Source organism: Mesorhizobium sp. UC74_2 (assembly GCF_042701485.1).
GTDB lineage: Bacteria > Pseudomonadota > Alphaproteobacteria > Rhizobiales > Rhizobiaceae > Mesorhizobium.
In genome coordinates this window covers 2,193,381-2,211,263 of record NZ_CP170562.1, presented here as the reverse complement: position 1 = coordinate 2,211,263, position 17,883 = coordinate 2,193,381, and the positions used below count along the sequence as shown (strand labels likewise).

Below are 17,883 nucleotides of genomic sequence, written 5' to 3'. Positions count from 1 at the left end.
TAGCCTAACACCGTCGTTTTTCGTATCACTCCGCCGCGCCCACAAGGCGGCGCGATGCCCATGGAAAAGCCTCAGATGTTTGAAGACCTGCAGCCTGCGCCGACAGACAAGATTCTTGCCCTGATCGGGCTCTACCGTGCCGATCCGCGCACCGACAAAGTTGATCTCGGCGTCGGCGTCTACAAGGATCGTGACGGCAAGACGGCGGTCATGCGGGCGGTGCGTGAGGCCGAAACGCGGCTTCTGCAGAACCAGGACACCAAGACCTATCTTGGCCTTGCCGGCGATCTCGCCTTCAACGAAGTCATGACCAGGCTGGTCTTCGGTGACGGAGCCGACCTCACCCGAATCCGCGCGGCGCAGGCGCCAGGCGGCTCCGGCGCGTTGCGACTGGCCGCAGAACTGCTGAAGCGCACCCGGCCAGGCGCCACGATCTGGATTTCCAACCCGACCTGGCCGAACCACATCCCCATGATGCGGGAATCTGGACTGACCATCGCCGAGTATCCCTATTTCGATGCTGCAAGCGGTTCTGTCCGCTTCGACGACATGCTGGCGACGCTGAAGACCGCCAAGCCTGGTGACGCAGTGTTGCTGCACGGTTGCTGCCACAACCCGACCGGCGCCAACCTTACCATCGAGCAGTGGGCGAAGGTGGCGGATCTGTTGGTCGAAGGCCGCCTGTTGCCGTTTGTCGACATTGCCTATCAGGGTTTCGGTGAAGGCCTGGAGGCCGATGCGGCCGGCCTTCGCCTTATCGCCGGCAAGGTGCCCGAAATGCTGGTCGCTTCGAGCTGCTCGAAGAATTTTGCTGTCTATCGCGACCGTGTCGGCGCCGCGATGATCCTGGCGAAGAACGGTGCGGAAGCCGATATCGCGCTGAGCCACATGCTGGCAGCGGCACGCACGCTCTATTCGATGCCACCGGATCATGGCGCAGCAGCGGTCCGCATCGTGCTGCAGGACGAGAAACTGCGCGTTGACTGGGAGACCGAGCTGGAGGAAATGCGCCAGCGCATGCTGCGGCTGCGCGTCGCTTTCGCGGAGGCGCTGCGCAGGCAGTCCAATTCGGACCGCTTCGATTTTGTTGCTGAACACCGCGGCATGTTCTCGCGCCTCGGCTTGACAGAAGCGCAGGTCGATCGGCTTCGAAACGAACACGGCGTCTACATGGTGGGCGACAGCCGCATCAATGTGGCCGGCCTGCCCGAAGACGGCCTGGACAAACTCGCCAAGGCAATTGTTTCGGTACTCGATTAACCCGCGGCTGAATCGGAATCGACTCTCGAAAAGCCCCGATGGGCGCGCACGGGATGGTTCCGCGAGATTGTGGACAAGAGGCCGATGCCGCTCAGCGGCATTGGCCGTTCTGCCCGATGCGGATTAGGCTCTGGCCATGAAGCCCTCCAAGGACATCTCCCGCCTCATCGAGATCATGGCGGCCCTGCGCGCGCCGGTCACCGGCTGTCCCTGGGACATCGAGCAGAATTTCTCGACCATCGCCCCTTACACGATCGAAGAAGCCTACGAGGTGGCCGACGCCATTGCGCGCAATGATATCGACAATCTGCGCGAGGAACTTGGCGACCTTCTGCTTCAGGTCGTCTACCACGCCCAGATGGCTGACGAACAAGGTGAGTTTGCCTTCGGCGACGTGGTCGAAGGCATCACCCGCAAGATGATCCGCCGCCACCCACATGTCTTCGGCAGCGAAGAAGCCCGCAATGCCGGAATGGCCAAGGGCATGTGGGAAAAGATCAAGGCAGAAGAAAAAGCGGAGCGCCGCGCCGAAAGGCTTGCGCGCGGCCTGGATCCGGAAGATCACGACAAGGGTTTCCTGGATTCCGTGCCCGTTGCCCTGCCCGCACTTACCAGGGCGCTGAAATTGCAGGAGAAAGCCGCTCGCGTCGGCTTTGACTGGAGTGAAGCCGAGCCGATCCTCGACAAGATCGAAGAGGAGATCGCGGAGTTGCGCGAAGCCTTGGCCAAGCGCGATATCGCTTCGATCAGGGATGAATTTGGCGACATGCTGTTTGCCGTCGTCAATCTCGGCCGCCATCTCAAGGTCGATTCGGAGGCAGCCCTCTCCGGCACCAACGACAAGTTCCGCAAACGCTTCCACTATGTGGAGCAGGCACTTGAGACCTCTGGCCACAGCTTGGAGAACGCATCGCTGGACGAGATGGAGGCGCTTTGGCAGCAAGCCAAGAGTGCCGACTGAAATCTGGAGAAATTCCAGCGAAGACGCGCAGCGGTTTGCGTCGGGAATTGCGTAAAAACAAAAAGTTAAAGCGTTTCCCTGAACAACCGCGCCACTCTAGAGCGTTTCCGTTTTTCACGGAAACGCGGAAACGCTCTAAGTTTTTGTTTTCGTCGCACTCTTGTAACGCCAAGTGATTCCACTTGGCTACAAAATGCTCTAGCGGCTCCACTCGGCTCGCTGGAGCACCACACGATACCCATCCGGATCCTGGAAGGTGATGCCAACCCTGTCCCAGTAGGGATTGAATGATGGAACCGGGTCAAAACCCGCCGCCTTCATGGAAGCGACGGCATCCTCCCATATCGTCCGATCAGGAAGATAATAGACAAGAAGGTGATCTTCCGACGGCGCTCGACCAGCGACCTCCCCGTGAGCCTTCGTGAACTCCAGATGGTAGGGAGCATTCGGGTGCCCCAACATGATCCCGTCAAAGCCATCGTGATCGTCGAAGCGCGCCAGGACCTGCAGGCCCAGGCCGTCCCGATAAAAGCGCAGCAACGCCTCGAGGTCGTCGGATGGCCTCGCCACCCGCATCTTGGGGAGACTGGGCATCTCAGCCGCTCTTGCGCCGCAGCCGACCTTCAATCTCTTCGCGCGCGCTTTCGGTCGCCATCAAGGACAGGGAAACGCTGCCGTCTTCATTGTCCGTGCGCCTGACGACGTCACCGTTGCGGTAAAGCCAGTCGACCATGCCGAGTTGCGCGGGCTGCAAGGTGATTTCGACCGACTGCAGTTCACCCGATACGCGTGTTTCGATCAGCGCCTTGAGAGCGTCGAGGCCCTCGCCCGTCACCGCCGAAATGGCGATCGGTGGGCGTTTCACATCAGCACTTTCCGACAAAAGGCGCTCCCGGTTGCCCTCGTCCAGCAGGTCGATCTTGTTCCAGACTTCAACGACACGATTGGCGTCGGCCGCATCGACGCCGAGATCGCCCAGGATACGCTCGACATCTTCCGCCTGCGCGGCCGTGTCCGGATCGGATATGTCACGCAGATGGATGACCAGGTCAGCCTCCACCACCTCTTCGAGGGTAGCGCGGAAAGCTGCGACCAGATGGGTTGGCAGGTCGGAAATGAAACCAACAGTATCGGAAAGGATGATCGGCGTGCCATGTGGAAGTCGCACCCGCCGCAATGTCGGGTCGAGCGTTGCAAACAGCATGTCTTCCGCCAGCACGCCGGCGCCGGTCAGCTTGTTGAATAGGGTCGACTTTCCTGCGTTGGTGTAGCCAACAATCGCAACCACCGGGAAAGGCACCTTTTTTCGCTTGGCTCGATGAAGATCGCGCGTGCGCCGTACCGTCTCCAGCTCACGCTTCAGCTTGATGATCTTCTCTTGCAACGCACGGCGGTCTGCCTCGATCTGCGTTTCACCGGGACCGCCCAGAAAACCGGCGCCACCGCGCTGGCGCTCGAGGTGGGTCCAGGATCGCACCAGTCGACCCTTCTGATAGTTGAGATGCGCCAGCTCGACCTGCAGCGTACCTTCCTTGGTTCGGGCACGCTCCCCGAAGATCTCGAGGATGAGGCCGGTCCGGTCCAGAACCTTGACGTTCAGTTCCTTCTCGAGATTGCGCTGCTGCACCGGCGTCAGCGGATGGTCGATGATGGCGAGTTCGGCGCCCTTGTCCTTGACCGCCTCGGCCAGTTCCGAGACCTTTCCTGATCCCAGCAACGTCGCCGGTCGCGGTTCGGCGACGACAGCAATCGATGTCTGGACAGGATCGAGATCGATGGCGCGCGTCAGACCGACGGCCTCTTCCAGCCGCGCTTCGGGTGACCGCGCCAGCCGAACGCGGCCGGTATCGTCTTCCTGCCTTGTGTGATTCGGCAGTACGGGTACGACAACGAGGGCACGGGTTGCCTCTCCGGAGCCCGCGCCCTCATCATGTGTCGATTGCCCGCGGCCCTTCCGGCTCGCGTCGTCCTGCCTGGTCAATTAGCCGCCTTGGCTTTCCTCACCATCGAACATCTGAACCGGCTGGCTCGGCATGATCGTGGAAATGGCATGCTTGTAGACGAGCTGCGAATGCCCGTCGCGCCGCAGCAACACACAGAAATTGTCGAACGAGGTCACCACCCCGGTCAATTTCACGCCGTTGATGAGGAAGATTGTGAGTGGATTCTTGCTCTTGCGCACCGAGTTCAGGAACAGGTCCTGAAGATTTTGCGAACGCTCTGCCATTGTTCTTATCTTTCGCCGATCCCCTTCGGTATGCATGCCAGTGCGCCAAAATACTCGGCATATGTCAAGCTTGCAGACATGCTTGTCGTGAACAACGACAAGTAGAACGAGATGTATTGATGTCCATTCCTGTTGTGCCGGTTATCAGGCCGGACTTTTTTCCGCAACGTCAAAAAACGCCTGCCGCAACGAAAGTGTTATCGAGCCCGGATGACCATTGGCAACGGTTTGTCCGTCAATGGCCACCACCGGCATGGCGATTGTCGTTGCCGAACTGATGAACGCTTCACGCGCGCCCTTGGCCTCGGCAACGGAAAAACCGCGCTCTTCAATCTTCAGGCCAAGCTTGGCCGCAACGTCAAATATCGTCGTACGGGTGATACCGCGCAGGATGCCGTGGTCCGCAGGTCGCGTCACCAGGACACCGTCTTTCGTGACGATCCAGGCGTTCGACGACCCTCCCTCCTTGACGTTGCCGCTCTCGTCGACAAACCAGGCTTCCTGGGCTCCGGCTTCCTTCGCCTTCTGCTTTGCCAGCACGTTCGGCAGCAGCCCGACCGACTTGATGTCGACACGGTCCCAGCGGTTCTCCGGCACCGTGATGACCTTGATACCGTCTTCGGCACGCTTGGCCGCCAGCGCCGGGTTCACCTTTCTCGCTGTCACAACGAGCGACGACAACGTGTCTGCGGGAAACAGGAAGTCCCGGCTGGCGACACCACGCGTCACCTGGACATAGACCAGTCCATTGAACACCTGATTGCGCCTGACAACCTCGCGCAAGACAATCTCGAGTGGCTTCCTGCCGACCGGCCATTCAATACGAAGCTCCCGCAGGGAGCGCTCAAGCCGATCGAGATGGCGTTTCATGTCAACGATGAAACCGCGTGCCACCTCGCAGACTTCGTAGACGCCATCGGCGAACTGGTAGCCCCGATCCTCGATATGCACGGCGGCATCGCGGTGGGCGACATAGCGTCCGTTGACATAGGCAATGCGCGGCATGGCGAACCCTCTGAAATATCAGGTTTTCTTACGCGATTCCGATGACTGCGTATCGGACAAAGACATGGTCCAGCCGCCCCGCAACGGCTGGTCAAACACCGAGAGACTTGAGCTTTCGATGCAAGGCGGAGCGCTCCATGCCGATGAATTCGGCGGTTTTGGAGATGTTGCCGCCAAAGCGATTGATCTGCGCGATCAGGTAATCCTTCTCGAACTGCTCGCGAGCCTCACGCAACGGCAGCGCCATGATGTGCTGGTCCGACTGGTTGGGTGTGCGTGGCATCACATCGCCAATTTCGGACGGCAGCAGGTCGGCGGTGATCGGTGCCTCGACATCGTCACCGCGCGCCAGGATCATCAGCCGTTCGATGTTGTTGCGCAGCTGTCGCACATTGCCTGGCCAGTTGTGTGCCTGGAGCACCGCCATCGCGTCGTCACCGATACGCCGCGCTTTGATTCCCGCCTGCCTTGCGATCTGTTTGACAAAAGTATCGACCAGATAGGGAATATCCTCGCGTCGCTCCGCAAGCCCGGGCACCGCCACCGGCACGACAGCCAGGCGGTGATATAGGTCTTCGCGGAAGCGCCCCTCGGCAATCATCGCTTCAAGGTTTTGCGCGGTCGACGAGATGATGCGCACATCCACCTTGACACGCTTGGTGCCACCCACCCGTTCGAACTGCTGCTCGACCAGCACACGCAGGATCTTGTTCTGCGTTTCGCGCGGCATATCGGCGACTTCATCAATGTAGAGAATGCCGCGATGTGCCTCTTCCAGTGCGCCGACCTTGCGCTCGGTGCCATTCGATTCGGTGCCGAACAGCTCGATCTCCATGCGCTCGGGCGTGATGTTGGCCGCGCTCAAGGTCACAAACGGCCCGCTCTTGCGCGCCGACAAGGCGTGAATGGCTCTCGCCGCCAGTTCCTTGCCCGAGCCCGATGGTCCCATGATCATGATACGGCTGTTGGTCGGCGCGACACGCTCGATGGTCTGCCGCAGCTGACTCATCGCCGACGACATGCCGATCAGGTCGAATGTTTCGCCGCTGCGCTGCTTGAGGTCGGAAACCTCACGCCGCAACTTGGAAGTCTCCAGCGCACGCTCCGCGACGAGGATCAGCCGGTCAGCCTTGAAGGGCTTTTCGATGAAATCGTAGGCACCGCGACGAATGGCCGATACCGCCGTTTCGATGTTGCCATGACCGGAAATCATCACCACTGGCAGATTGGGATGCAGGGTCTTGATTTCGTCAAGCAACGCCAGGCCATCGAGCCGCGATCCCTGCAGCCAGATATCGAGGAAGATGAGGCGCGGCGCGCGATCGGCGATCGCCGCCAGCGCACTGTCCGCATCATGAGCCGTGCGGGTTTCGTGGCCTTCGTCGCTCAGGATACCCGCAACCAGTTCACGGATGTCTTCTTCGTCGTCGACGATCAGAATATCAGACGCCATTACCGACCTTCTCAGTTTCTCGTTCGTTTTCCGCCATCTCCCGGCCACGTGGTGCCGTACCGGCAGGAAGGATGATGCTGATCATGGCCCCACGCCCACCATGGAAGTCGGCAGGTGCGTCGTGCAGTTCCAGCCGTCCGCCATGGTCTTCCACGATCTTTTTGACGATCGCGAGGCCAAGTCCGGTGCCTTTCTCGCGCGTCGTCATATACGGCTCGAGCAACCGCCCCCGGTTTTCACGCGGAAGCCCCTTTCCGTTATCGATCACGTCCACCCGGATCGAACCGTCAACGTGAGCTGCCTGGACACGGATCACGCCCTTTTCACCCGGCGCCCGTTCGAGCCCCTCCATGGCCTCGGCGGCATTCTTGATGACATTGCCGAACGCTTGCGACAGCAAGCGGTTGTCAAAGGTGCCCTTGAGCGGCTCGTCACCAAAGGAACGTTCGAATGCAATGTCGGACTGGCTGACTTCCACCAGGAACGAGGCCTCACGCAATGGCTCGCGCAGGTCGATCGCTTTCATTTCAGGCTTGGGCATGCGCGCGAAGGACGAGAACTCGTCAACCATGCGCCCGATATCCTCGACCTGCCGAATGATGGTGTCGGTACACTGGTCGAACACCTCACGGTCTTCGGTGATCACCTTGCCGTAACGACGCCGGATGCGTTCGGCCGAAAGCTGGATCGGCGTCAGCGGATTCTTGATTTCATGGGCAATGCGCCGGGCAACGTCGGCCCAGGCTGAAGTGCGTTGTGCCGTGACGAGATCAGTGATGTCGTCCACGGTCACGACATAGGATTTTTCGCCCTCATAGGCATCGTCCTGGTCTTCCTCGATCGTCACCTGGACATTGAAAGTCCGCTCTGAACCAGCGCGGAAGAAGGTCACCTGCTCGCGATAGACCGGTTTGCCGGATTTGCGGCCGATCTCCAGCACGCGCCCGACATGCGGCAGCACAGCGGACAGATTCTGTCCCAGCGCAGTCTCGGACGACATCGCCAGCATCGCCTCGGCGGACTTGTTGACAATGGTGATGGTGCCGAAGGGATCGACACCAACGACGCCCGAGGTCACCCCCGCCAGAACGGCTTCCGAGAACCGGAGCCGTTCATCGGCCAGATCCTTGGCGGTCAGGATTTCATTGCGCTGGGATTTCAACTCCAGCAGCATCTTGTTGAAGGTATCCCCCAGATGCGCGACGTCGCCGTCCGAATTGCGGACCGGAACCGAGACATCGAGATTTCCCGTCGCCACCTCGTCGGCAGCACCGATCAGCTGACGGATCGGACGCACCAGACGATCCGCCACGGCGATACCCGTCCAGATGGCGGACAGGATGACGATGAGCGTCAGCGACATGTAAGGCAACGCAAACGCAACCTGGGAGAATCCGCGGTTGGTTTCGAGGCCGCGATACTCCGCGGTGTTTGCCCGCACGATCTCCCGCGCCCTGATCACCTCGGGGTCGACCACGCGAATGGTGTAGAGATAAAGCCCCTCGATTTCCTTCAGTTTGATGATTGCGCCCATGATGTTGCGCGTGCGCGGCTCGATCAGCAGCGGCTTGCCATCCACCGCCTGCTTGACAGCCCCATCGGGTGGCCCCGGCATGGGGAAGTCTGCGCCTGTCTTGGCGCTCATCACGAAGGAGCCGTCCTCCTTGACCAGCGCGGCATGGGCAAGGCCACGGCCGATCGCTTCCTTGTTCATCAGGTCCAGGAAACCGCCTCGGTCAAGCCCGTAGAGCGTACGCGAGCTGTCCAGGTCGTAAGCCATGGACAAGGTCGTGCCCTGGAGGTTGCGTGCATTTTCCTGGACATAGGCTTCCGCGATCGAAAGCGACGAATTGATAATGGTTTTGGTGCGGATCTCGAACCAGCGATCAAGACCGATGTTCAGCGTGATGGCCGCGATGATGGCCACCAGGATCGCCGGAACCGCGGCGACCAGCGCGAACATCAAGACGATGCGCACATGCAGACGTGACGCAGCCTTGCCGACGCGACGCGCCATGATGATTCGCCTGGCTTCGCGGGCGACGAGCGCCACCAGGAAGAAGATGAACAGCGCATTGAGGCCGATCAGCCATAGCGTCGTTGTCCGATCAGGCGTGATCGGCGTCGCTCCGACCAGGATCGCAAAGGAAACCGCGGCGGTCAGCAAGGCACCGATGATCGCGAGGATGCCGGGAAGCGCCATCAGCCGCCTGGCCTCCTGCACGCCGGATCTCCGAAACAATGGTCCGTTCAATGGTATGGCCTGCTCAGCCATTTCGCCGCTTGCTGTCATGGTTGCGTAGCATCTATGCAACGCATTGTGGCGAATATGCAACAAGACGTCCGATCACAAAAATCTTTCGACGTCTCATCAACCGGTTTTTGATGGACTAGTTCGATCTCGTCATCGCGGACTCGGACTAGCCCTGCCGCGCCCCGCGGTAGACGTTGACGCCAAGATCGCGAATCTTCTTGCGCAAGGTGTTGCGATTGAGGCCGAGCAGATCGGCCGCGCGGATCTGGTTGCCACGTGTCGCCGTCATCGCGGCCAGCACCAGCGGATGTTCGACTTCCTCCAGAATGCGCTGGTAGAGCCCGGATGGTGGCAACTCGTCGCCGAAGGATGTGAAATAACGCTGGAGATAGTGCTCGACGGCTTGGCTGATGGACAGGTCATCGGGGATCAGGACATTGGAATTGGGTACGGCGGGTGCCTCGCCGGTCTTCAGCTCCGCATCGATGATCTCGGCCGAAATCTCGTCCTGCGGATAAAGCGCGGCCAGCCGCCGCACCAGATTTTCCAGTTCGCGCACATTGCCGGGCCACGGATAGCGCTTCATCAATTCGACACCGGCAGGCGCGATGCGCTTGGCCTGCAGCCCATCCTTGGCACCGAGCTTGAAGAAATGCCGTACAAGGTCGGGAATGTCCTCGGCACGTTCACGCAGCCCAGGGAGCCTCAATGGCACGACATTGAGACGATAGAACAGGTCTTCGCGAAACAGGCCCTGATTGATGAGGGTGCGAAGATCCTTGTTGGTGGCCGCAACGATACGCACATCCGTCTTGATCGGTGTGCGCCCGCCCACGGTCGTGTATTCGCCCTGCTGCAACACGCGCAGCAGCCTGGTCTGCGCCTCCATCGGCATGTCGCCGATCTCGTCGAGGAACAGGGTGCCACCTTCGGCCTGCTCGAAGCGACCGGTGGAACGGTTCTGCGCGCCGGTGAAGGCACCTTTCTCATGGCCGAACAGCTCCGATTCGATCAGATCGCGCGGAATCGCGGCCATGTTGATGGCAACGAAAGGACCGCCGCGGCGGCGGCCATATTCGTGCAAAGCACGCGCCACCAGTTCCTTGCCGGTACCGGATTCACCGCTGATCATGACGGTCAGATCGGTCTGCATCATGCGCGCAAGCATGCGGTAGATGTCCTGCATGGCGGCCGAGCGACCGACGAGCGGCATCGTTTCGGGCTGATCGTCAGGACGGACGTCAGCCTTGGGACGGCGTGGTTCGGCCATCGCCCGGGCGACGATGTTGAGCAGTTCGGTCAGATCGAACGGTTTCGGCAGATACTCATAGGCGCCGGCCTCGGAGGCGCGGATGGCGGTCATGAAGGTGTTCTGCGCGCTCATGACGACGACCGGCAGTTCCGGTCGTGCCTTCTTGATGCGGGGCAGCATGTCGAAGGCGTTTTCGTCGGGCATCACCACGTCGGTGACGACAATGTCACCCTCGCCCGCCGCAACCCAGCGCCATAGCGTGGAGGCGTTGGACGTCACCCGCACCTCGTGTCCCGCGCGCGACAGCGCCTGGTTGAGCACCGTGCGGATCGCAGCGTCGTCATCGGCGACGAGAATGGTGCCGCGCGTGCTCATGGACGATATCCTTCATGGCTTTCCGTTGTCGGCTCCTTCCAGGCAGGCAGGAGCACGCGGAAGGTGGTGCCGCGCGGTGTCGACTTACATTCGATGATGCCGCCATGTTCGCCGACGATCTTGGCAACCAGTGCCAACCCCAGGCCGGAGCCGTTCGGCTTCGTGGTGATGAATGGATCGAACAGGATTGGCAGAATATCCTCCGATACACCGGAGCCGTTATCGTGCACGCAGAATTCCAGTGGCAACGACACGCGGTCCTGGGTACCGGGCACGGAGACACGGATGCCGGGGCGGAAGGCGGTGGTCAGCGTGATCTCGCCGAGCGGATCCGAACCGATCGCTTCCGCGGCATTCTTCACGAGGTTCAGAAACACCTGAATAAGCTGGTCGCGGTTGCCATAGACCGAAGGCAACGAAGGATCATAGTCTTCTACGACCTTGATCCGATTGGCGAAACCGTTTCTCGCGATTGCCTTCACATGATCGAGGACCACGTGGATGTTGACCGGATACCGGTCGATCGGTCGCTCATCGGAAAACACCTCCATACGATCGACCAGCGATACGATGCGGTCGGTCTCATCGGTGATCAGTCGAGTCAGCGCGCGATCCTCGTCCGAAGCGGAAAGTTCGAGCAGCTGCGCGGCACCGCGGATACCCGAAAGCGGGTTCTTGATCTCATGCGCCAGCATTGCCGCCAGGCCGGTGACGGAACGCGCCGCGCCACGATGTGTCATCTGCCGGTCGATCTTGTCGGCCATCGAGCGTTCCTGGAACATCACCACCACCGAATCCGGAAACTCCGGTACCGGCGCGGCATAAAGATCGACAACCTTCTCGATGCCGAGGCGTGGCGAGGAAACATCGACACGATATTCATTGACCGGCGTGCGCCGGTCGCGAACCTGATCCACAAGAGCCAGCAACGGGCTGCCAAACGGGATGAGTTTGGCCAAGGTGTTGCGTGCCAGCATGGTCGCGCTGGAACGAAAGAAGTCCTCGGCGTCGGCGTTGGCGTAGGTGATGTTGCCCTCTGGCCCGACCATGATCACCGGACGGCGAATCGTGTTGAGAAGAACCTGCGCGGCGTCGGCCATATCCGCGACTGCGGTCGTCGCGATGGTCATGCCGCGCTCCTGATTTCACCAGACTGCATCCCGTCTGAAAACACCGTACGCAACAGCTTCACGACTGTGGCAGGGTCGAACGAAGTCAGTATGTCCTTGCGCAGAGGCGCCGGCGTCGCTCCTGCGTGTCGATCCAGATACCAGCCGAGATGTTTCCTGGCCTGCCTCAACCCGCTCTCGATGCCGTAAAGAGCAAGCATGTCTTCATAGTGCTCGACGATATAGTCGGCGAATTCAGCGCCTGCCTTTGGCAGACCTGATACCTCGTCCCCGGCGGCAGTGGCCGCGATGGTGCCCGCGGTCCATGGCGCACCGTAGTGGCTGCGGCCGGCCATCACGGCGTCCGCGCCGGATTGTTCGAGGATAGTGACGGCATCGGCCGGCGTCGCGACATCGCCATTGGCAACGACAGGTATCGACACGGCTTCCTTCACGCGTGCGATCGCGCGCCAATCGGCCTTGCCCTGGTAGAATTGGCAGCGGGTCCGGCCATGGATCGTCACCATGCTCACCCCAGCCTGCTCCGCGCGGCGGGCAAGCATCGGCGCGTTCAGGGCCTCTTCATCCCAGCCCAACCGCATCTTCACAGTCACCGGCACCTTCACCGCAGCGATCACCGCCTCGATCAAGGTCAGCGCGTGGTCGAGGTCGCGCATCAGCGCCGAGCCGGCATAGCCGCCGGTTACCTTCTTCGCCGGACAGCCCATATTGATGTCGATGATGTCGGCGCCCTCGCCCGCTGCAATGCGCGCGGCTTCCGCCATATGCACCGCTTCGCGCCCGGCAAGCTGCACCATATGGACCGGCAGACCGGAATGGCGGATACGCAGGTCGAACCCTTCCCGGCCCCGCGCGAGTTCACCGCTCGCCACCATTTCCGAGACGACGAGACCCGCACCATGCGCATAAGCGCGCTTGCGAAACGGCTCGTCAGTGATGCCTGACATGGGCGCCAGGAAAACGCGATTGCGTACGGCAACCCCGCCGACAACGAGCGGCAAGGCGAGCTTGTCCGGATAAGTCATGCACAAAAACCAAGCAACGTCTGTCTTTGCCTATTCACTAGCCAGATCGGGATGATTGTGCAATGCAGAATGAACATGCATTGCGGCTTATTTGGGAAAACGCTGGCCTTCCTCTTCGCCCGCGACTAAGCCTCTGCGCATGAGGGAACCGAGCGCAATCAGGGCCGTGTCCGCCGGCGGCGGCGTTGCCGCCGTCATCGTCGCGGCTGGCCGCGGCGAGCGCGCCGGCCAGGCTGACGGCCCCAAGCAATATCGTCACATTGGCGGCCGCGCCATCCTCGCTCGCACGATAGAGACGTTCCTTTCGCATCCGCGCATTGGCCAGATCGTCGTCGTCATCCACAGTGACGACCTGGAATTGCTGCAAAAGGCAGTTGGCGATCATCTTGTCGGCGTCACGGTCGTCACCGGCGGCCGAACCAGGCAAGACTCGGTCCGGCTTGGCCTCGTCGCACTGGACCACGGGACACCGGAAAAGGTGCTCATCCACGATGCCGTGCGGCCTTTTGCCGATCGCGATCTCATCGATCGCGTCATCGATGTGATCGGCGCCGACCAGGGAGCACTTCCTGCTCTTCCCGTGGCCGACACGTTGAAACGCGAAAGCCGGGACGGCACCATTGGCGAGACGGTACCGCGTGCGGGGCTGCATGCGGCACAGACGCCGCAAGGCTTTCCGTTCCGCGCCATTCTGGCGGCGCATGAGAAGGCGCATCAGGCAGGCCGGGACGATTTCACCGACGACGCGGCCATCGCCGAATGGGCACGGCTACCAGTCAAGATCGTGCCCGGCTCACCCGACAACGTAAAACTGACCTGGGCACGGGATATCGTCATGGCGGATCAACGATTGAATGGTGCACGCTTGAGTTTCCCGGACATCCGCACGGGTAATGGCTATGATGTGCACGCCTTTGAACCGGGCGACCACGTGACATTGTGTGGGGTAGCCATTCCGCACGACCGCAAGCTGTCAGGTCATTCCGACGCCGATGTCGGTCTGCATGCCCTGACGGACGCATTGCTCGCCACCTGCGGCGCAGGCGATATCGGCACGCATTTCCCGCCTTCTGATCCGCAATGGAAGGGTGCGGCCTCGCGCTTGTTCGTCGAGCATGCAGCCAGGATCGTGCGGGCTCGTGGCGGGCGCATCGCCAATGCGGACATCACGCTGATCTGCGAGGCGCCACGCATTGGCCCGCATCGTGAGGCGATGACTGCCGCGCTTTGCGAGATGCTGGGCATTGCGGCAGAACGCATTTCGATCAAGGCGACGACGAACGAAAAACTCGGATTCGTCGGCCGCCAGGAAGGCATCGCCGCGATTGCCACAGCAAGTGTCGTCTATCCGGGCGAGGTGCCGGAATGAGTGAACTCACGTCGCTGGCCGACCGTTTTCTGAAGGCCTGTATGGCACGCAAGATCATGGTGGCGACCGCCGAAAGCTGCACTGGCGGCATGATCGTTGCCCATCTGACCGACATTGCCGGCTCATCAGCCGTCGTCGACCGCGGGTTCGTCACCTATTCGAACGAAGCCAAGATGGACATGCTCGGCGTCAGGACGGCCACGCTGGACGCCTTCGGCGCGGTGTCTGCTGAAACGGCACTGGAGATGGCGGCTGGTGCACTGTCCCGGTCGCGTGCGGGCATTGCCCTGGCTGTGACCGGCATAGCGGGCCCCGACGGCGGCTCTCTGGAAAAGCCCGTCGGACTTGTGTGGTTTGGCCTTTCGGTGAAAGGCCAGCCGACGATCTCGGAGCATCGCATATTCGACAATCGAGGCCGTGACTTCATTCGCCGCGAGACAGTGCGGCATGCGCTTGAAATTGGGCTCAGGGCTCTCGCCGATTGAAAACGCGCTTCGCGATCAACTGGCGAGGGCCGTAGATCAACTTTCCTTCCTGTAAATCACGTCAGCGCGCTTTTCGAACGCTTCGGAGAACATGCGGAACGCACGGTCGAACATCGTGCCCATCATCGCGCCCAGAATGCGGCTCTTGAACTCGTAGTCGATGAAGAATCGCACGAAGCAGCCATCGCTCGCCGGCTCGAACCCCCATATGTTGCTCAGATATTTGAACGGGCCGTCAATGTATTTGACATCGATGATGCGCTCGTCAGGCTTCAACAGCACCTGCGTGGTGAATGTCTCGCGGATCGCCTTGTAGCCTACACTCATATCGGCGAGGAGCACGGTGCGGCCGTCGCGTTCTCGGCGCGAGCGCACCGTCAACGCCTCGCATAACGGCACGAACTGCGGGTACTTCTCCACATCGGCGACCAGCGCGAACATCTGGTCCGGGCTGTGGGATACACGGCGCGTCGCCTCGAATTTCGGCATGAAACCGGCTTATCGAGCGGTTTTCTTGAGCTGTTCTTCGCGCGCAGCGCGCAACCGGGCGAAATCGTCGCCGGCATGGTGCGAGGAGCGCGTCAGCGGGCTCGATGCCATCAGCAGGAATCCCTTGCTCTTTCCGACGATCGCGTAGGACTGGAACTCCTCCGGCGTGACGAATTTCTTCACCGGATGATGCTTCTTCGAAGGCTGCAGGTACTGGCCGATGGTCATGAAGTCGACGTCGGCCGAGCGCAGATCGTCCATCAGCTGCAGAACCTCATGACGTTCCTCGCCGAGCCCGACCATGATGCCGGACTTGGTGAAGATCGACGGGTCGAGTTCCTTCACCCGCTGCAGAAGCCGGATGGAATGGAAATAACGGGCGCCCGGACGCACAGTCAGGTAATTTGACGGCACGGTTTCGAGATTGTGGTTGAACACATCCGGCTTGGCTGCCACGACGATTTCCAGCGCGCGGGCGCCATCCTTGCGCAAGAAGTCCGGCGTCAGGATTTCAATCGTCGTCGTCGGTGCAGCGGCCCGAATGGCAAGAATGACATCGGCGAAATGCTGCGCACCACCGTCTTCGAGATCGTCCCGGTCGACTGAAGTGATGACGACATGGGAAAGGCCCATCGTCTTGACGGCCTGGGCGACGCGGTTTGGTTCGTCAGCGTCGAGTGCGGTCGGGATTCCGGTTGCGACATTGCAGAAAGCACAGGCACGCGTGCAGATCTCGCCCATGATCATGAAGGTCGCGTGTTTCTTTTCCCAGCATTCGCCGATGTTGGGACAGCCGGCCTCTTCACAGACAGTGACCAGCTTGTGCGATTTCACGATCTCGCGCGTCTCGGAGTAACCCTTGGAGACCGGCGCCTTGACGCGGATCCAGTCCGGCTTGCGCAGCACCTCCTGATCGGGCCGATGCGCCTTCTCCGGATGACGGGGGCGCGGCTTGTTGGCGACGAGATCGAGAACGGTGACCATCTGATCTTTCCTGCATCTCCCCGAAACCTTCGGAGTCGGAGACTGGGTACAAGCCTCATCTAAGGCTTTTCTGATGGAAGAAAAAGACCGTGGCGACGCATGCTGCCACGGTCATTTTTGCATTCCTACGCGTTCAGCACCCGTCCATAGGCATCGAGCACGCTTTCCTTCATCGTTTCCGACAGCGTCGGATGCGGGAAGATGGTGTGCATCAGCTCTTCCTCGGTGGTTTCGAGGTTCATCGCCACGACGAAGCCCTGGATCAGCTCGGTCACTTCAGCGCCGACCATATGAGCGCCAAGCAACTGGCCGGTCTTCTTGTCGAAGATCGTCTTGACCAGCCCCTGGTCCTCGCCGAGCGCTACAGCCTTGCCATTGGCGACGAACTGGAAGCGGCCGACACGGATATCCTTGCCCTGTTCCTTGGCCTTGGCCTCGGTCAGGCCAACCGATGCGACCTGCGGGCTGCAATAGGTGCAGCCCGGGATCTTCAACTTATCCATCGGATGAACATGAAGACCGGCGATCTTCTCCATGCAGATCACCGCCTCATGCTCGGCCTTGTGCGCCAGCATGGGCGGCCCGGCAACGTCGCCAATGGCGTAGATACCCGGGACATTGGTGCGGCAGAATTCGTCAATGACGATGGCGCCACGGTCGACCTTCACGCCGATAGTCTCCAGACCGAGATTTTCGGTGTTGCACTGGACGCCGACCGCGGAAATCATCCGATCAGCGGTAATCGTCTGGGTCTTGCCATCCTTGCCCTCGACCGTCGCGGTAACGGAATTGGCGCCCTTCTCGACCTTGGTGACCTTGGTCTCGAGCAGGATCTTCATGCCCTGCTTCTCGAGCTGCTTCTTCGCCCAGGTGGAAATCTCGGCATCTTCGACCGGCATGATCTGCGGCATGATCTCGACCACCGTCACATCAACGCCCATCGTGCGATAGAAGGAGGCGAACTCGATGCCGATTGCGCCCGAGCCCATGACCAGCAGCGACTTCGGCATTTGCTGCGGCACCATGGCCTCGAAATAGGTCCAGATCAGTTTGCCGTCCGGCTCGATGCCCGGCAGCGCGCGTGGACGCGCACCGGTGGCGATCACGATGTGCTTGGCCGTATAGGTACCCTCGCCCTTGGTGCCCTTCGGGATCGGCCCCATTGGCTCCATCGGCTTCTTGGATGACTTGCCGACGACGATCTCGCCCGGCTTGGTGATCCTGGCTTCCCCCCAGATCACGTCGACCTTGTTCTTCTTCATCAGGAAGCCGACACCATTGTTCATGCGCTGGGCGATGCCGCGCGAACGGTCGACGATACCCTTGAGGTCGGGCTTGATCGTGCCTTCGAGTGTCAGGCCATAGCTCTTGGCGTGCTCGGCGTAGTGGAAGATTTCTGCCGAACGCAGCAGCGCCTTGGTCGGGATACAGCCCCAGTTGGAGCAGATGCCGGCCAGATGCTCCCGTTCGACGATCGCCGTCTTGAAACCGAGCTGCGCGGAACGGATGGCCGCGATGTAGCCGCCCGGACCGGAACCGATGATGATGACGTCGTAGTTGTCAGCCATGTTCTTCCCTGCCTTTTTCATCAAGCAGCACTGCGGATCAGCAGCA

Annotated in this window: 16 protein-coding genes; 4 read left to right on the top strand and 12 right to left on the bottom strand. The window is 60.8% G+C overall.

The features are described from left to right. Window positions 1-75 precede the first annotated feature (75 nt). Together ACFJIU_RS10760 and mazG are read left to right on the top strand one after the other, a co-directional pair. Complete coding sequence (locus ACFJIU_RS10760; RefSeq protein ID WP_379070994.1) at window positions 76-1,260, top strand: aromatic amino acid transaminase; 1,185 nt, start codon at window positions 76-78, stop codon at window positions 1,258-1,260. Between the two features lie 136 nt (window positions 1,261-1,396). Beyond that, window positions 1,397-2,221: a nucleoside triphosphate pyrophosphohydrolase gene (mazG, locus tag ACFJIU_RS10755; RefSeq protein ID WP_379070991.1), complete on the top strand. Its 825-nt coding sequence runs from the start codon at window positions 1,397-1,399 to the stop codon at window positions 2,219-2,221. A gap of 198 nt (window positions 2,222-2,419) precedes the next feature. Here the strand turns inward: mazG and ACFJIU_RS10750 are convergent, their stop codons facing one another. From ACFJIU_RS10750 to dusB, 9 genes are all read right to left on the bottom strand, one after another. Next, window positions 2,420-2,815: a VOC family protein gene (locus ACFJIU_RS10750; protein ID WP_379070988.1), complete on the bottom strand. Its 396-nt coding sequence runs from the start codon at window positions 2,813-2,815 to the stop codon at window positions 2,420-2,422. 1 nt (window position 2,816) lies between these two features. Beyond that, window positions 2,817-4,202 (bottom strand): GTPase HflX, encoded by a 1,386-nt coding sequence (hflX, locus tag ACFJIU_RS10745; protein WP_379070985.1) that lies wholly within the window; start codon window positions 4,200-4,202, stop codon window positions 2,817-2,819. Beyond that, window positions 4,203-4,448 (bottom strand): RNA chaperone Hfq, encoded by a 246-nt coding sequence (gene hfq / locus ACFJIU_RS10740; RefSeq protein ID WP_018428055.1) that lies wholly within the window; start codon window positions 4,446-4,448, stop codon window positions 4,203-4,205. Window positions 4,449-4,592: 144 nt separating this feature from the next. Beyond that, window positions 4,593-5,453: a D-amino-acid transaminase gene (locus ACFJIU_RS10735; RefSeq protein ID WP_379070982.1), complete on the bottom strand. Its 861-nt coding sequence runs from the start codon at window positions 5,451-5,453 to the stop codon at window positions 4,593-4,595. A gap of 91 nt (window positions 5,454-5,544) precedes the next feature. Further along, on the bottom strand, window positions 5,545-6,906 hold the full coding sequence (locus tag ACFJIU_RS10730; protein ID WP_129415155.1) for a sigma-54 dependent transcriptional regulator: 1,362 nt from the start codon (window positions 6,904-6,906) through the stop codon (window positions 5,545-5,547). Then, window positions 6,896-9,181: an ATP-binding protein gene (locus ACFJIU_RS10725; protein WP_379070979.1), complete on the bottom strand. Its 2,286-nt coding sequence runs from the start codon at window positions 9,179-9,181 to the stop codon at window positions 6,896-6,898. The genes ACFJIU_RS10730 and ACFJIU_RS10725 overlap by 11 nt, the downstream gene beginning before the upstream one ends. Before the next feature lie 145 nt (window positions 9,182-9,326). Beyond that, the gene (gene ntrC, locus ACFJIU_RS10720) at window positions 9,327-10,787 is read right to left on the bottom strand and encodes a nitrogen regulation protein NR(I) (RefSeq protein WP_379070976.1); all 1,461 of its coding nucleotides are present in this window, start codon (window positions 10,785-10,787) and stop codon (window positions 9,327-9,329) included. Further along, on the bottom strand, window positions 10,784-11,917 hold the full coding sequence (locus ACFJIU_RS10715) for a nitrogen regulation protein NR(II) (RefSeq protein WP_379070973.1): 1,134 nt from the start codon (window positions 11,915-11,917) through the stop codon (window positions 10,784-10,786). The genes ntrC and ACFJIU_RS10715 overlap by 4 nt, the downstream gene beginning before the upstream one ends. Then, complete coding sequence (gene dusB / locus ACFJIU_RS10710; RefSeq protein ID WP_379070970.1) at window positions 11,914-12,942, bottom strand: tRNA dihydrouridine synthase DusB; 1,029 nt, start codon at window positions 12,940-12,942, stop codon at window positions 11,914-11,916. The genes ACFJIU_RS10715 and dusB overlap by 4 nt, the downstream gene beginning before the upstream one ends. Before the next feature lie 139 nt (window positions 12,943-13,081). On the opposite strand from dusB, the gene ACFJIU_RS10705 reads away from it, so the two are divergent. Both ACFJIU_RS10705 and ACFJIU_RS10700 read left to right on the top strand, forming a co-directional pair. Next, window positions 13,082-14,311, top strand: a complete 1,230-nt coding sequence (locus ACFJIU_RS10705) for a bifunctional 2-C-methyl-D-erythritol 4-phosphate cytidylyltransferase/2-C-methyl-D-erythritol 2,4-cyclodiphosphate synthase (protein WP_379070967.1) — start codon at window positions 13,082-13,084, stop codon at window positions 14,309-14,311. After that, window positions 14,308-14,796: a CinA family protein gene (locus ACFJIU_RS10700; protein WP_379070964.1), complete on the top strand. Its 489-nt coding sequence runs from the start codon at window positions 14,308-14,310 to the stop codon at window positions 14,794-14,796. The genes ACFJIU_RS10705 and ACFJIU_RS10700 overlap by 4 nt, the downstream gene beginning before the upstream one ends. A 36-nt stretch (window positions 14,797-14,832) precedes the next feature. Here ACFJIU_RS10700 and ACFJIU_RS10695 read toward each other — a convergent pair whose 3' ends face one another. The 3 genes from ACFJIU_RS10695 to lpdA all read right to left on the bottom strand — a co-directional run bounded on the left by ACFJIU_RS10695 (window position 14,833) and on the right by lpdA (window position 17,837). Beyond that, the gene (locus ACFJIU_RS10695) at window positions 14,833-15,285 is read right to left on the bottom strand and encodes a type II toxin-antitoxin system RatA family toxin (RefSeq protein WP_379070961.1); all 453 of its coding nucleotides are present in this window, start codon (window positions 15,283-15,285) and stop codon (window positions 14,833-14,835) included. 9 nt (window positions 15,286-15,294) lie between these two features. Then, entirely contained in the window at window positions 15,295-16,269 is a 975-nt protein-coding gene (gene lipA / locus ACFJIU_RS10690; RefSeq protein WP_379070958.1) for a lipoyl synthase, read from the bottom strand. Window positions 16,270-16,394: 125 nt separating this feature from the next. After that, window positions 16,395-17,837, bottom strand: a complete 1,443-nt coding sequence (gene lpdA, locus ACFJIU_RS10685) for a dihydrolipoyl dehydrogenase (protein ID WP_379070955.1) — start codon at window positions 17,835-17,837, stop codon at window positions 16,395-16,397. Window positions 17,838-17,883 lie beyond the last annotated feature (46 nt).

Excerpts from the sequence above, each read along its gene's own strand:
- ACFJIU_RS10760 (WP_379070994.1), top strand. The coding sequence starts at position 76 with ATGTTTGAAGACCTGCAGCCTGCGCCGACAGACAAGATTCTTGCCCTG.
- mazG (WP_379070991.1), top strand. The coding sequence starts at position 1,397 with ATGAAGCCCTCCAAGGACATCTCCCGCCTCATCGAGATCATGGCGGCC.
- ACFJIU_RS10750 (WP_379070988.1), bottom strand. The coding sequence starts at position 2,815 with ATGCCCAGTCTCCCCAAGATGCGGGTGGCGAGGCCATCCGACGACCTC.
- hfq (WP_018428055.1), bottom strand. The coding sequence starts at position 4,448 with ATGGCAGAGCGTTCGCAAAATCTTCAGGACCTGTTCCTGAACTCGGTG.
- ACFJIU_RS10735 (WP_379070982.1), bottom strand. The coding sequence starts at position 5,453 with ATGCCGCGCATTGCCTATGTCAACGGACGCTATGTCGCCCACCGCGAT.
- ACFJIU_RS10730 (WP_129415155.1), bottom strand. The coding sequence starts at position 6,906 with ATGGCGTCTGATATTCTGATCGTCGACGACGAAGAAGACATCCGTGAA.
- ACFJIU_RS10725 (WP_379070979.1), bottom strand. The coding sequence starts at position 9,181 with ATGGCTGAGCAGGCCATACCATTGAACGGACCATTGTTTCGGAGATCC.
- ntrC (WP_379070976.1), bottom strand. The coding sequence starts at position 10,787 with ATGAGCACGCGCGGCACCATTCTCGTCGCCGATGACGACGCTGCGATC.
- ACFJIU_RS10715 (WP_379070973.1), bottom strand. The coding sequence starts at position 11,917 with ATGACCATCGCGACGACCGCAGTCGCGGATATGGCCGACGCCGCGCAG.
- dusB (WP_379070970.1), bottom strand. The coding sequence starts at position 12,942 with ATGACTTATCCGGACAAGCTCGCCTTGCCGCTCGTTGTCGGCGGGGTT.
- ACFJIU_RS10705 (WP_379070967.1), top strand. The coding sequence starts at position 13,082 with ATGAGGGAACCGAGCGCAATCAGGGCCGTGTCCGCCGGCGGCGGCGTT.
- ACFJIU_RS10700 (WP_379070964.1), top strand. The coding sequence starts at position 14,308 with ATGAGTGAACTCACGTCGCTGGCCGACCGTTTTCTGAAGGCCTGTATG.
- ACFJIU_RS10695 (WP_379070961.1), bottom strand. The coding sequence starts at position 15,285 with ATGCCGAAATTCGAGGCGACGCGCCGTGTATCCCACAGCCCGGACCAG.
- lipA (WP_379070958.1), bottom strand. The coding sequence starts at position 16,269 with ATGGTCACCGTTCTCGATCTCGTCGCCAACAAGCCGCGCCCCCGTCAT.
- lpdA (WP_379070955.1), bottom strand. The coding sequence starts at position 17,837 with ATGGCTGACAACTACGACGTCATCATCATCGGTTCCGGTCCGGGCGGC.